This is a genomic window from Endozoicomonas sp. 8E (genome assembly GCF_032883915.1).
Classification (GTDB): Bacteria; Pseudomonadota; Gammaproteobacteria; order Pseudomonadales; family Endozoicomonadaceae; genus Endozoicomonas_A.
Genome location: NZ_CP120717.1, coordinates 2,911,463 through 2,927,800 on the forward strand (window position 1 = coordinate 2,911,463; position 16,338 = coordinate 2,927,800).

The following is a 16,338-nucleotide window of genomic DNA, read 5'->3' on the forward strand; positions in this document are numbered from 1 at the left end:
TTATATTACAGGCGTCGTCAGGTTCTGAATTGTTCTGCCACTTGCCGTCGGCACATACGACGGGCTCTCACCACTGCGATTGCCCATCGTGGCATTGATCTCCTGAACTAGGCGCTGGTAGTGTTGGTTCAGTTCTGTGTCATTCAGGCTTGCCACCACGGGCTGTTCACTGTCCGCTTCACCCGCTCCAACGTCGTCTTTCTCACCTACGGCCAGACTGCCCAGGTATTTCACCAGCTGTTGCCCCCGGCGAATGATCCTGTTCAAAAAGGACAGGGTTCCGTTGCCTCCACCCTGAGCGGCCAATGCATCCTCCGGGATGCTCTCATTCAGTGAGCGTCTGTCATTTGACTGTGGGGCGTCCACTTTCGCAGCTACTTTCGCAAGCACCTCGCTCCTGCTGAGCACCTTGTTATTGACGATCAGGCGCTCAATGGTCTCACCTTCCTTGCTGAAAAAATCTTGCACCCAAAGGCTCTGGGTGGCATTGATCGGGCTGGTGCTATTTTCACTGTTTTTCAGCAGGTTATTATTCGGCAGGACAGTCAGGATAAGATCCTCGTCCGACTTTTCATAGCGCAACGTCTGGCAGTCATGGGTATTAATTTCGAGCTGGTCAGCCGTGCCCGTGGCGTTTGCCAGAACCCATTGGTCAGAGTTAGAGAAGTCATCGCCAGCAAAGTAGTAAGTGGCGCTCTCTTCATCTATCGGGTATTGATGTCCGGGGATTTTTTTCTGCAACAGTGAATAGCCAGACCCCAGCCGTTGACCGATGAATTGCTTGTCATCCAGAATCCCGTCATCCAGCTCCAGGCTGTCTGGCCAATTATTGGCATAGACGCAGTGAGGGTCCCGCAAAGTGCCTATCCTCACCAGAGCTTTGACATCATCGGATGTCATCATTTTTATGCCGTCAGGCGACGGGAGTTGCTGACTGATGACCGGTTTCTCAACAGCATAACAGTTCAGCGTCCGGATTTTTCTGCGTGGCCTGAAGGCCTGCGCTTCCAAGGTAATCCGGCCATCCCGGTAGATGGTTAGAAACCCACTGTCATCTATTGTCATGGCCAGGTGTTGACGGGAGGAGGTGAAAAATGGCCTGACCCTTCTGTGAAAGACCCTGACACCCTCCGTTAGCCTGATTTCCAGCCCATCGGCTTTCAGGCTCAGGCTGATGGCATCAGAGCCGTCAGCATCAGCAAAATGAACCAGCGTACTCCCGGCCCCCGTTCCCCGGCCGAGGGGCAAGCCCCGGCGAATCCAGGCTGCCAGAAAAAAACGGCCGCCGGTGACCGGAGGCGGCATCAGGCGTGACAAACCGGCTGGACAAGGAGGCTGGTCCTGGTCACTGCTGTCAGTGGCATTGCGCAGATCCAGCGAACGCCAGCTTGCTGCCTGCAAATCCGTAAGGCTGACACCCTCCATACGAACCCGGTTAAACGAAGAAGGAGCAAAGAACAGCTTTACCGAGCCATTTTTCTCTGCATTTTCCAGCTCCAGACTGACAAGGTTATTGCCGGGACCGGGGTGGACACTGGCACCGCTGCTTTTGAGGTGGAAAATATCATTGCCCGAATCGCCGAACAGCCCGGCCTCCGGTTTGACAGTACCCGAGATGAAGAACACGTCATCACCCGGTCCGCCATGCACCGGTGCCGTGACATTGTCAAGCCGATAAGTGCTGTCCAGCCGATTGTCAACTGTCAGCTTGTAGTGATAGTAATTCCGAAGGTTTTTGCCGGTCAGTACTCTGGCTTCGTTGCTGACCGGATCAACCGTTGTCAGGTGCCGGATATGCTGCTCCAGACTGTCGATAAAGTGCCCGGTGACTAGACTGCCGTCTTTGCGTACACAATGGGGAACGTGCCGTAAATCGATGCTGAAAAATATTTGTCCATCGTTGTGCACTTCCAGGCGGGTATAATTTTCGGTCAGCCGCCAGTCCAGCTTTTCCTGTTGTACCTCGTGCAATATCAGGGAATTCCCATTATCCCGGTCTATGATTTGGGTGCCATTGGCCTGCGAGTGGATCACGTAGATATCCCGGCCCAGGTCGCCAGCAAGCAGGTCAGGCCCCAGGTTGGCCACCATCCGGTCAGCTTCCCGGCTGCCATAATGTCTGTTGTATCCCGTTCCTCCTATGGTGGTGGTGATTGAACTGTTGCCCTTGATGTGGGTAGAGAAAATGATGAAAGTGTCATCACCAGCGTTTCCATCGACAACGAGGCCAGCGAGGGCCGGGATTTCGAAAATATCGTCGGTTTTCGGGCCATTGAAAATCTCAAAATTTCTGACAGTGGAATCCCATGTTTGATAGGTGACCTGCGATCCGGGTAACCTCAACGTAAGGAACAGACGACTTTCGATGTTTGTTTCCGCAGAGCAGGGTTGCGAATCGGTTACAGGACAGGAAAGAGTCACTGGTTTTGTTTGCACAGACAGTTTGAGCCGGACAAATTCCGGGGTAAGGGCTGCCTGGCTTAAGTCCAGTGTGTCCCTGCCCGGACCACCGTTAAAATGGATATAGGGCGGCAGCTTCAGAAGAAAAAGGTAGTCATTCCCCCCCCGGCCATTAAAACTGCGCAGGGAACCTCTGGACACATAAACGTTATCTTTATCATCGCCGGAAAATCTTATGTTGCCCTTCCCGGTGTCTTCCAGGATAAAGTTATCGACCGTTAAACCCTCCTTCAGGTCGACCGTCACATCACGACGAATGGGCAAATCAAAGACCAGTGTATTGGCACCGCTACCTCCGTCCAGAGAGGTGCCCTTCTGCCAGGGGGCGTCAATGATGACCCGGTCGTTTCCGTCTCCCATGTTTACTTCGTCCAGGCCACCCCCGGTGCTGAAAATATCCGTACCATTGCTGCCAAAGTAGATGTCATTTCCCTTGGTCCCGACAATCTTGTCGATAGCATTGAATACTGTCTGGTGATAGCGCCAGCTGTCCGTCGAGTCAGTATTTTGCCATCGGGTCTTTATGATGCCCTCTGTCACATTGACGGTCATGCCATCCAGTTGATAGGCTGAGGCGACCTTGAGGCCGAGACCACTGATGTGTTTCCACAGGAGCCGGGCACCATAAACGATGCCACGCTTGTCGTGTATTAGCTGGTTGTGTCCCTCCTCGGCAGCCATAACGGTGGTATCGCCCATGCCGACAATGAACAGGTTATTGCCGCCCATATCTTTCAGCCTGTCACTGCCTCCCATGCCCAGCAAGACGTTATCCGTGGACGGGTTGCCCGTCAGCTGGTCATTGCCCGGGCTGCCAATAATGATGGGAATGCCAGCGTGTGAATCTGAAGACAGGTCAAGGTGAACAGTCGGCATGGTCAAAGAGATTCTGTATGGTTCAGACTTCCGGCATGCAAAAGGAAAAGGTATGTCGTCAAAGGTATAATCTATCTCCAGCATGCTCAGGGTTTTCGCCATTAGCTGACCGGGGAACATTTCAGCCCACTGTTTCGACGCTGGTTTTAATTCTGATAGCCTGTGGCGGCCGTGTTCCTGTTTGCGACCGTATTTATCGGTCTTAACCAATTTTAAAGTCAGTGTGTGTTCTTGTTTTATAGAGAAGGGGGGGTATTCAAGCCCATCAATGACGGGGGCTGTGCCTTCAGAGAGCAGCTGCTGCTGGTCCAGCTTCAGGGTCAGCTTCCGCAACACTGTACTGTGCTGAGGGCATTTGGAATAGCTGTAACGAAGCTCTATCACCATCGTGATGTTGCTGCTTTCCTGGTTGCCAATCCGGTGCTGGCCAGCGCCCAGGGTTTTTCCCTCATTGGCAAGGCTATCCAGTTCAGACTCTTGACGCCATTGATCCCGGGGGAATCCACCCAAAGGTTTTTCAGGGTAGCGATTTAAAAATGCCAGCATCTGCTCTTTGGTAAAGGCATAGTCATCCACTACCCGTGTGATCCGGCATGTTCTGCCGCCTGAGTTAGCACTTATCGAGAGAGTGGTGTTCCTCAGGGTTGTCAGGGCCTCGGTCATTGACTGGGAAGGGTTGTTGTTCGCTACTTCCTCCCAGTAAATACAGGTATTGACCTGAACCGTGTTGAAGTCCCTTAAATCAGGGGTGTGAAAGACAAAAGCCGCATTCTGATCAGGCATTTGAGCGTCAAAAAGCAGGTTCAGGCTCTCGTCAAAGGGATTGATCGTCAAACTGGCTTTCTGAGGGTGGTTGCAAGAGCTACCGGCTATTTCCCAACGGATGACCAGAACCGGCCATTTTCCTGTAGGAGGTGCCTGTCGTTTATGAGTGTGGATTCTGAGATGGCCCAGATCGCTGCCGGGACGCAGCCAGATTGTGTCCGAATGAGTGCCCGGATAGACATCGTGCCAGCCCTTACCCAGTACTACCCTGTTAAAGCCGCTGCGCAACCGGATAAAGGTGTCTCCGCCGCTGGCGACCACCGTGTCGTTCCCGCCCCGGACATCGACGATATCGGTGCCATTGGTGATAACGAACAGGGTATTACTGTGGTCTCCCCGGATTCGGTCATTGCCAGGAGAGTCCTGAATGATCTCTACCTGTTCCAGCTGCTCTCCGGTCTTTTCCTTAGACGGGTTCCGGTGGGTAAGGTCCAGTTTAATACCCTTTGTTCTGAGACGGTAAGAAACGGTGTCCCTGTCAGGACCGCCATACACCTCGTTCGTGCCATCACCTAACAACGCCAGGTCATTACCCGGCCCAAGATATATCAGGTTAGTGCCACTGCCGACATTGACAGTGTCATTCCCGCCCAGAGTGTGAACCTTATTCTTACCATCCTTTAAATAGATTTTGTTGGGCTCGTCTGTTCCCCTCACTATCAGACCCTGCTTCGAACCCACTACATTTTCAATACCGGTAATTGTCCCCCCGGTTTCCAGTAGCTGACACAGGGTTGCGTAAAATACGGTGGGCTCGTTGGGGTTGTCTCTTTTGCTGCGCTCTATCAATCCCTTCTTGCGGAAGTAATACAAATCCCGGTTTGATTTCAGGTAGATGCCATAATTCGAAAAATAGACATGACCTCTTTGTGTTTTTTCTTGCCACTGATGGGCGAATCTAAAAAAGATTTCCCCAGCGTAAAAGAAGGTCCCGTGGAGATACTTATCAGTAATCCGTCTAACTCCTGTGTGCTTTTTGTCATACCCCATCAAGAAATGTTCAGATATCAACGCTTTGTCTTCCTTTTTACGCGAGTAGTCAGCTTTTATCTCTGATAGCGGGGCAATGTATAATTTCTTTGGGTTCAGATCCCCGTCGGGTGAGGATGTGACTGAGGATTTGACTGAGGAATATCTGAAAGTGCGTTCTGTTACGCCAAAGAGTCGAAAAAGAGTTATTCCCCCTGCTTCATTGCCGTCTGGCGTAAAGCGCCTGAGGTTGTAGTCTTGCAGGTATTTAGCAAAATGGTTGCTCCAGCGTCCTTTTTCTAAGTTAACCTCAAAAAATGCGCGGGATTTTGTCTTGCGAAGGTAATAGTAATCCTTAACCTTTTGCGAGAAGTTGTTGTGTCTGTAGTAAGGAAACTTGATTTCTTCCGGCAAAACCAGGGTATCTTTGCCATGCCCCCCTCTAATGTTCCCTACGCCTAAACCCGGTTGAAGCAAGTCGTTTCCTTTACCGCCATCCTGTTCGATATCGCCAAGGCCATCTATGAGTCTGTCATTATCAGCGCCGCCGGACTGGAAGGCGCCGTCCAGGAGGGTGTCATTACCCGGTCCGCCGAAGCCTTTCCCGCGATATTGCAGATGGAGGATGTCATTACCATCGCCGCCATAGGCAGTACCTGACTCGTCGATCCAGATCTGGTCATTACCAGGGCCTCCAAATGCCTTCCCTGACTTTTTGATCCGGATAATATCGTTGCCTTTGCCCCCATATGCTTTACCTTTTTCAAGGATCAACCGGTCATGATCTGCTCCGCCATGGAGCTCTCCCTTCTCAGCGATCAGGGTGTCATTGCCACCCAAACCATAAAATATCTTGTAGCCTTTCTTGCCGAACATGAAGTCCGTCAAGGGTGTTCCTCTCGCTACCCGCTTTGCGTTGAGCACATCTTCAAGGGCAAGACCTTTGTCTCTTTTGCCATCCAGAGACCGGGTAATGGACTTCTTCAATGTCTCGAGATTATCCTCATATTTATCCTGATCAAGAAAAACGCTGGCATCCAGGTGGAGCACAAGCTGCCTGTAGCCCCCTTTCTCGTAGTGATCCACCTTCTCGTTAACGTATTTCCTGAATCCATCGCTCTCCAATAAAGCCTCGAAATCCTGCCGGGCGTTAGGTGGCGGCATCAGTACCGCCAGGGCAGTCTGCACGAAACCCAACAGCGTGCTGACCAGGTCCACAATCAAACCCAGCGGTGAACAGATGATGTCCAGTGCTGCACTGAGAATATCAAGGCCAATCGTAATCAAATCCAGGGCCATCATTGCACCAAAAATGGTCGCCTGCTTGTGGTTGCCAGCCTCGCTCGCCGCCACGGCGTTTGTGGCATTACCGGCCAGTGAAACACTGCCAGCAACAATAGAAACAACATTGCCTATAAGCGGTAAAGCCCTGGCTACCATTCGCGATGCTTTTGGGCCAAGCTTGAGGGCGACGCCAATGGCCCCTGCCGGATTTTTCGTCTTGACAAGGGTTTTGCTCAGCAACCAGTTGCCGCTCATGGCCAGGCCATAGGTTGAGCCAATTATATTCAGGCTCGCTCCCGCATAGGCCATGTTCCTGGCTTCGGCAGGCATCGCGTGTCCGTACTTTTCCAGGTTGATCAGTGTCATCGTGGACATGGCTAAGCCAGCAGCGGCATTCGCTGCGCCGAAACCCACCCTGGCCCTGGTGAGTTTTTTATTCTGATCCAGCTTGTCGAGGGTGCGCATGAATTTCCCTTGCGGCTTTGTCGACCGGCCTCCTGGCTTGGTGTCACCCGGGCCACCAGGCTGAGGGTTGTCCCCGCCGGTGTGGCTTTTTTGGGACTCAAGGCGCTCCATGAATTCCGGGCTTGCAAGCAGCTGTTCCTTGACGTAGCGGGTGTCGTCGGCACTGTAGCCCGAGTCATTGAGCAAAGTGACCACGCGGTCAATGACTTGCTCTGGCTTCAGTCCCTGCTGTTCCGCCAGCGCTTGCCGTAACAGATCAAGAAGATTCTTTCGGAACCGCGGATTGTCGAGAATGTCCTCGGTGGTCACCGCCGCAAAACGTTCCTGTTCCACCAACAGGAAGGCGTCTGCCAGCAACCCCTTGTCACCGGCAGTCTGCCTGATATTGATGAAGCGATCACTGACCTCAATGGCATCCAGGTGACTGCCGACCCGGTCCATCAGGGCTATCAGGGTCTTGGCCGGTCCGGGGCCGTTGCACAGCACGCAGTCTGCATCAGGCAGCCTTGTTGCCTGTCCGGTTGGCAAATCGGCCTTGTCCAGTCCCTGCAGGGCCTCCCGGAAATGACGGTCGGTCATATCAACGATGTCCGCCATCTGGCCAAACTCGATGCCGCTCCTGAGTGCGGCAACGCTGTCGGCCACGTTCTGGCGAATCTCCCTGGCCAGAATGTGGGCTTCTGAGGAACCCTCCCGCTTCAGCCTGTCCGCCAGCCCGATAAAGCTGGTCAGACGTTCCAGCAGACCGGAGAGCGTCAGCTTGCCTTCCTTAACAACGAACTCGCTGACCAGCGACTCTGGCGACAGGCTGTCTATACCCTTGGGTAGTCTGATCCGCTTCTGTTGCAGGGCCAGGAATGTTTTTTTCTGTTTCCCCGGCTCCTGTGCTTCCCATGCCTGCAGCAAAGCCAGCGCTGCCGCGGCGGTCAGCGGACTGGCAGCGTCGCCATTGCCCAGCACCAGTGTGCGTTGCCCGGGCATCAGGTAGGAGGCATCGGCGGTGATTGAGGGGTCGGTCAGCACCCGAATCGTCAGGTCGCCGGAGGTCAGTGAAAATTCCTGTTTCCCGGCCAGGTTCAGGAGCCCGTTGAGTCGCTGATAAAGCCCGGTGGAAATCCTTTCAGGCAGGGAACCCAGCGCGGTAACCTCTGCCACAAGTAACTTCCCGGCGATGGTTTCGGCCAGACCTGCCGGGATGGCTGACTGCCGGGTATATTGCAGGAATTCCCCTGCAAACCGCTGCCGGGTGGCAGTGTCCATCTTTTCAATAACGGCATTGATTTGGGCGGCCGTGTTAATGTCCTTAAGTTCAGTGAAGGAATCATAATGGCGCGCCAGCTGTGACAGATAAGCCTTTGTACTCGAAAGGTTTTCACCCGGCTCAAGAGGCTGGCGTAACAGCTTCTTCAGGCCTTCCTGTGACTGGGGTGACATCAGCGGGAAAGGATTGCCCGGGCCCGCCGGGGTTATTTTCAGATAACGTCTGTCACCGTCTGCCATGACCACATGACGAGGGCTGCTGGCGATGGTTTCAATGGTCTTATCCTGTCCAGGTAAAGCCTGCACAAACGTTGGCTCTTTACTTTCGGCGTCCTGCTGTTGGTTAAGAGGCAGCTGGAAGGGCTTTTTGACGCTCTTTCGCAGCCCTACTGCCTCATCGAATAAGGTGTGCACATCCCGATTCATATTGGCCAGCAGACCCGTGTCAAAACTCTTCCAGCCCAGCCCCCGGGCGACATAAGTGCAGGCTTTTTCCAATGAGGCGGCCATGGATGGCTCCGATTCCAGCCCTCCACCCGGAAGCAAAGTCAGATTTCTGATGGCATCGATATCGCTGTCAGGCAATATGGCCGTTACCGCATCGGTGACTCCCAGGTGTATCTGGCTGGCTGGCCGACCATTGCTCCCCAAGACCTGATCCATTTTCTGGTAGATAATGTGAACCAGCAGCGACTTCAGGTAATCACTGATAACGGGCCTTAGCCCGTAGTGTTTGTCAATGGCCTTTTTCCGTTGTGACAGGAGGTTTTCCACCGCTGCCCGACTTAACGCAAGCAGTTTGGAGTCGAGCAAAGATTCCAGGCCGGAACCGATACTCCAGAAGGCCCGGTAATCCACGTTGACCTGCTCTGAGCCGGAGGGCAGGGGTTTGTATTGGGTGATTGAATTATCGAAGCGCCGATTTAACGCTACGGGAACCGCGGGACGTTTGTTATTGATGGCCCTGTTGAAAAGATCTCTGTCACTGTCACTGATCTTACCTTCATCCTTTGAAAGGAGTTCCGTTATTTCCTGAATCCTGGCGCTGTTATAGAGCGCTAAATACTGCAAAGCCCGGCGGAAATCGGCCTCAGTATTGCCCTCAGCCAGCAGCAGGTTATGATGGCCTTCGACCAGTTGCCGATAGAGGCTTGTGCCTTTGGGATTATCAGCCGCCAGAGTCAGTTCGTATTGACGGCTCAGTCCCAGGGGGCGCGGCTCACCGTCAGGCACTGTCCCGGTGTTGATCCCGAACTGCTGCCGCACCCGCTGGCGCAATGCTGACAGTGACTCACCACCGCCCTCAAGAGCCTTCAACAGGCTGGCACCGACCAGACTCACCAGGGTTTCCCGGAAAATGAACGGCTTGTTCCTGTCCTTCGTGCCCAGCAGTAACAGGGCGTGGTGACTGCTTTCCTCACTCACCCTGACACGGCTGTCTACTAACGGCCAGACAGGTTTGGGGCTGATTCTCACTTCATAAGTGTCAGCATCGGGAATGCCCGCGTCCCTGACGGGTTGCACCAGCGCCTGAAGAAGGTTCGATAGACGTGACTCACCCATCCCCCGGGCAATGAGCTGAATGTCGTTCTGTAACTGGTGACTGCCAATACTGCCCTCCCGTTGCAGCTTGCGATAGGGTTCCATATCGACAACCAGACTGATCTGCAAACGTTGGTCTGGCCAGTCATCGGGAAGCAGGAGACGAAAGACCCGCATACGGTCATCTTCGCTGCGGATCAGGGCGTAGCCGGGTCCCTGGTCGGAAAAGGCCAGGTCATCCCGGCGACCCAACGTGAACGTCTTTTGTCCGTCGGTGGTCTGAACCTCGGCCTGGTGACGGCCCAGCCCGGTATCGAGGGTGAAAGCCGGGGCCTCCCTGCCAGGGCCCGGAGGCAGTGGCGGATTTTTTTGCAGGAGATCAAGCCATTTATTGGCCCTCAAGGCGTCCGCCCGCAACCCGGCCGGGTCTGTGGTTTCCAGATCCTTAAGCCGCCTGTTAAAAAAATACTCCGCCAGTAGCGGCTCAGCGCCGGTCAGGGATGACTTTTTAAACACATCAACAAGGGTATCGTCCAGGTTGTCGGCCTGGGGTCGGGACAAAGGCGACAGTGTCCGCTCGATCGCACCCCGGTAATAGTCCGGGTCAGCAGCCTCAGGGACCCACGGAAGCTGAGTCCGCAAAGCAGCCACAGCCTGCCTGTCAGGCGACTCTTGCCTCAACAGCGCCAGCAAACCGGTCAGTTCATCCCCTGCCGGAGCGGACAAGGGGCCGTTCCGGCTTTCAATGGCAATGAGATGCTGGTCACCCAGTTGGCTTACCTTTTGCCGCCCGGTGCTGGTCAGGGCAAGGGTTTTCCGGCTCCCGACAGTGACCGGCACATTGTCGTAGGAATCCTCACCGAGGGGAAGCTGTCCGGGGCCGGTCCATTGATTGCGCACCGCCAGTGCGTCCGCCAGTGTCGTCTCTGCGCGACTTAACCAGGTCAACAACGACTGTCGTTTGGTCGCCGTGAGGGTGCTGCCCCGTCGGTCTTTCAGGGCATCGCTCAGCACACCTTCAAGGTGCCCGGCAAGATCGTCGATTCCGGCCAGTGCTTTCAGTTCCTTAGCGTCGAGTATGGCCATGACCACATCCGCCGGATCAGCCAGAAGTGCAAGCTGCGAAGTCACCATACCCCCGCTGACCAGCCCACTCCAGGCCACCTGGGTCAACAGTGAGCGGAGGTTTCCCAGTCTCGAACGACCAGCGTCGGGTAACTGGTCAACCCGTTGGTTGCAAAAATACTGAACCCGCTGAAACAGCAGACGGGTTTCCCTGTCCCCTACCAGCTGGTCAAATCCGGACAGCGGCTCGGCAATGGCTTTATAGGCAATCCGGACCTGCTGGCCGGTTTTCACGGTCGTTATCCCGCCTGCTGCAGTGACCACCTGAACAGGCGCGGGGGCAGAGGCTTTGGTCTGGACGGTCAGCAGGTCGAACTGTTTCCGAAGCTGGTTTTCCAGTTGCAGCAGCGTCCGGGTACCGGTGATTTTTTTCCCCTGCAACCAGGTCATGGCGATGGCTGGTGAGTTCGCCTGGTCAGTACTGGCCAGTGCTGCCCGACAGAAATCCTTCAGGACAGAGGCCAGTGCCCCCAGGTAATGACTGGTGGAATGGCGTTGCCCGTCCAGTACCGCCGGGTCAACCTGCAGCACCACGAGCCGGTTGCCACTTGTGTCCCCGCTGCCCCCGGGGCGATAGGGTATCACCCGGTCAGCGAGAGCCTGTTTGTCGAGTCGGATCACCAGCCTCAGAGGGTCGGGGGGCTTCATACCGGACAGCAGCTTAGTGTCCAGCTCAGTCATACTGGCAGGTTTGATGAAGCTGTCGGGAAACCCCAGGGCGTTGACCAGACGCTGCCCTGCGGAGCTGGCAATAAAGACTCTCAGTTCCGACAGCAGCCGTTCGGCCTGATTCGCCAGTGACTGACCGGGGCGATAGTCAGCAGTTAGGATCACGGCTATCCTGTCATCCGTGCCCGTCAGCGTCCGTAGCTCGGAACTGTCGGCTGACAGCCGGTGATTTTCCCGGCGAGCGGCGGCCAGCTGATCTTCCAGCGGTTCCGCCGGGTTGAGTTTGAACAGCCCGTTTGTATCTGACGCTGCGTTGTCCAGTTTCAAGCCATAAACTGTCTGTCCATGGTCGTTTTTTTCCAGTACCGGGATCAAGGTTTTCCCGCTGCTGTCGTAGGCGGCTAACAGCCTGTCTTCGGTTTGCAGGCGGATTGCGCGGTAGTGATCGTCATCTTTTGAACTCAGCTGGAAAATCTCGCCGCTGGAACGCCTGACTGCCACGGACGTGGTAGTGACCCCCGTGGCCGGAATGACACGCTCAAATCGGGAACCGTCGCTATCGTGGATACTGTCATGGAGCGAAACTTCATCGCCCAGAGGGGTGGCTGTGATATCGCTATCTGAACGGCTAAGCACCCTGTGCAGCTTGCCTTGGTAGGTAAGGAACTCAACTGGGTAATAAGGTTTGCCGGTATCGGTGTTACTGATGTCCTTTTTGTCGATGTCCAAAAGGGGGCGATCCGCCAGATTTCCCGCTAGTAGCAGGCGAGTACCGCACCCGCCGACCCCACGTCGGCAGCGTTTCTGGCCTGACGCATCCGGGCCTTTGATGACGACAACCTTCAGCCCGCTTTCAGAGTGAACCAGCCGGTAGGTCGATGGACCAAACCCGGCTGCATCGGTTACCGGGGCTTGTGAGCTGAGCGTTATTTTAAGTGTGCTTATAAAGTTAATCAGTTCCCGCTGGTTAGGGTCCTGATAGGCCAAAACGTCGCTCAGCCATTCGACCTGCTGCTGGGTGAGCATCCCCCTGAACAGGTACCTGTCATCAGTCGACAGCTTCTGGTCAAACTCGAACAGTGCCCTGGCAAAGGTTTCAATATCCGGGTCATCCCGGTGCGTCTGAATGTAGTCGCAGACCCTGTCAAAGCTCAATGTGAGTAATTCAGACTTGCGGGTGAACAGCCACATCACCGCCTGCTTGAAGTCTTTCTCACTGGCGGGTGAGCCAATGGGGCCAAACTGACGTTCAATGGCTTCCCGGTTGTTGTCTGCCAGAAGGGTATAGAGGGTATTGGCCTGGTTCAGCGCAGGCAGGGAGACCCATTGTTGGGCAGCGTCAAAACCAATGGCGTCGCCCAGTTGCGCCAGTCGCCCGGCCTCCTTTGGCCAGCCAGACTGGAACAGGGCGGCATCAACAGCCTCCACACTCTTGGCCAGAGCCAGGGCGTAGAAGCGGTCGACGACTGTGTCAAAGGACCAGAGGGTCAGCCTGGGGTTTTCCTTCATTCCAAGCTCAATGATGACCGCCGTATCCGTGACCCGCAACCAGGATGTCTGCGCGAAAATATGGGGGTTTAACCGCCAGTGGACAGGCCGCCCCGCACTCAGGTCAAGCGGCTGCCGCTGTTGCAATCGCTGGCGAAAGCTTTCCGGTCCCAGGCGACTGAAAATCTTAATCAGCCGCTCGATATCATCCCGGAAACGGCTGGGTGCCAGCTGGTCGTGCCGAAAGGCTTGCCGGTACAGTCTGCTGCTGTGGCGTGTATCCAGAAACGACCCGGGAAACCGGTCACTGTGTGACCCCCTCAGCAGCATCAGTTGCGGATCGGGTGATGGGGCCTTTTTGTGGGTTACCGGCAACAGAGAGCCAGCATGAAAATGGACCTTGCTGCCATCTTCGGTTGTCAGCGTGCTCTCGCCTGAGAGCGATTCCAGACTCTTGATGCGAAACATCGCCGGTGTCTCGGGATTATCACCCTGAATGAACTGCTCATTGATAACGCCGAGCTGGGTTTTGGTAAAGGCACGGGCCAGCCGCCTGACATCGGCCTCCGGATGGCTCGAACGATATTGATCCAGTGCTGCCACCACGGAGAAACGCCGCAATTCCGGCAATGAGGAGAAGCGTCTTGAAAACCATGGCCAGTTAGCGGTATCGACTCCGGACATTGCCATTTTAAGAAAGACACGGGTCACCTCCTGATCGCGTCCCAGCGAGTCCGGTTTTAACGCCAGTTTGAGAGGCCCCGTCAGCTTATCGGACTGAGACAGCTGCTCCACACTGCTGCTTTCGAGCGACAGGGCGGCGTCCAGCAGATAATGGCCATCGGTGTCTCTGGAGACCCGCCGCGTGGTGCCGTGCTCTGACATCAGCCCGGTCCAGAGTTCCCGGTATTTTCCGTCATCCGCCAGGGGCAGTGAGTAGGTGTCGGGCAGCGTGTCGGGCAAGAGTCCGACCCCGTTGGCAAGGCGGTAATCCAGGGCTGTCCCCAGCAGGTCCTTGATCCTGTCACCCGCTTGCGGGTCCGGGGTACGGGCTGCCTGTTGTGCAAGGTCAGTGACCAGATTGTCAGTGACTTTTTGCAGGCCAACACGGTTGATGTAGTGACTGAGTGTGGTCACGGCACTGTTGGAAAGGTAGGTGTGGATATAGTCTGCCAGCCTTACCCCCGGAAACAGGGCTTTCCCGGGCAGGTCGTCACTCGACAGTCGGAACAACAACAGGGTAAACAGCGACCTTAACTGGGCATTTACCTCGTTACCGCCGGAAGCCGGGGCAACAGCGTTCACGAACCGGGTGGCGGCCTGCAGGCTGGTCAGCAGCCGCTCCCTCTCAGGGCTGTCAGTGACAGCAAGCAGGGCAGGGGTCAACGTCTTATCCAGGTTCCCGGAGGCAAGCCTCAGGATGATTCCGGTGTCTGCCTTGCCGGTGATTTTTGTCTGCCAGATTGTCTTCGGGTCTTCAACAAAAGGGGGCTGCCGGTGCTTGAAATACACGTCAAAGGCTGCGTGGAAAAGTCGGGCATTGAGCGGTTGAGGCTGCGTCGAGATAATTTTGTCCACTGCGTAAAAAGCGGCTTCCAACTTATCCTTGTTGGCGGTCTGATGACTCAGGGAAAGGGGCGGCGTTACCAGTTGCAAACCCGGGTAGAGTCCGGGACCAAGCCATTTCAGGGTGGTCAAAGGTGTGTCACCGATTTTTATCGGGCTTTGATACGTCAGGATGTGCGATCCGGTGGGCCTGTGGACCGTGTAAGTTATTTTTTCAAAGATTAACCGGCCCAGTGCGTTGTCTTTTTTTACTGGCTCCGTGTTGGCAAGCTGCTCGTGAAAGGTCCAGACCAAATCCCGGTTTTTAACCGGGCCAGACAGGGTCGAGATCGTTTTATCCAGTGCCTGAAAAGCGGCATCCAGCAGAGGCTGGTGCCTGCTCAGCTCATCCAGGGAAAGCGGGGCTGTTATCAGTTGCAGGCCCGGTTGACTGTCGGCACCCAGCCATTTAAGGGTGAATAAAGGTGAACCATTGACGACTGTCGGGCTTCTGGCCAGCAGGCCCTCCGGTATGGCTGGTTTGTCAATGGTGTAGGTTTTTTCAAGGACGATCCTGTCAGATGCACTGTCCTCTTTTGGAGTTAGATTCTCTATGTTGGCAAGTTGCACCAGGGGCGCCAGTCCCATTTGCTGGCGAACCCTTTTTTCAATTTCTTCAACATCCAGGGGGTCCGGTTGACTGCTACCCGTCAGCACGTAGCCGGATTGAACCAGGGCCGTAAATACTGGAATCAAGTTGGACAAACGGGTTTTTTGAATGGCATCGGCATCGGGATTAATCACCACTCTTTTGCCGGTACGTGATAATGAAACAACGATTTGCTGCTTTCCAGAACCGGCTTCCGGTGCGTCAATCATCAGGGTCTGAAAAGCTACGGGATCGTTTTTGTATCTCTTCAGGTAATCTTTGCCCAGAGGTGTCGCCAGGAAGTCCTGAAGACTGTCGATTAATAAAAGATGCTCTGTGCCACCATAACGGAAGTAAGCAGGGGTCACATCTACCCATGTTACCTTGTTAATCTCGATGTCATTAAGGCCTTTGTAGAGATGACGGTTACTGTAAAACTGGTCAATGTCCCTGACCCATATCATTGTATTGAGCCCGGCCACTACGGATGCTTTTTTCTTCGTCAGGGCCTGTTGCAGATAAGTGCATCCCTCTTTCCCGATAGCCTCACGCAGAACCAGACCCGCCCGTTCATCGGGCAGATTCCGGTGTGTTTTCACCAGGGCCGAGGCAAACGTATCCAGGGATACTTTGGGGTGCTGGCGATGGTAGCTAAGAACCCGTTCAACAGCCTGTTTCAGCCTGCCCTGATCATGCCGGGCGGACAGAAAGTACAGAACCCGGGCAAAATCCCCGACTGACCCGAAAGCAAACTGCCAGTTGTGATCGGTGCGGCTGATGCCATCCACAAACCGTGTGTACAGCGCGTCTTTCTGGTCTGGAACACTAGCCAGTACCAGTTCTGTGTTCAGGCCATAGCTACGGCCAGTGGTGATTGCTGATAATCCCCAGATCGCCCGCAACTCCGTTTGAGTCTGGCCGAGAGCCACTACGTTGGGATGGTTTAGCAGGGCCGTTGCGAACAGCTTTCCTGTAGCGATAGCCCCACGGTTATCAAAAGCAGTGTCTTTTATTCCCACCGTCAGGGACAGTGGATGGCTATCGAGGTGACTCTGATACAGGTAGCTTTCGGAGTTAAGGGTAATGATTATTTCACGACACAAACGACCCAGTGACATTCCGTTCCCGGACACTGCCTTTCCCGACTCAAGCACCGCTTTAATAAAATCTTGGTGCCCGGA

Annotated in this window: 1 protein-coding gene (running past one end of the window); it reads right to left on the reverse strand. The window is 54.8% G+C overall.

The features are described 5' to 3' along the window. Positions 1–16,338, reverse strand: the 3' portion of a protein-coding gene (locus tag P6910_RS09255; protein ID WP_317145984.1) for a TcdA/TcdB catalytic glycosyltransferase domain-containing protein. 12,207 nt of this gene lie beyond the right edge of the window; only the last 16,338 of its 28,545 coding nucleotides appear in the window; the start codon falls outside the window, past its right edge; it ends in the stop codon at positions 1–3.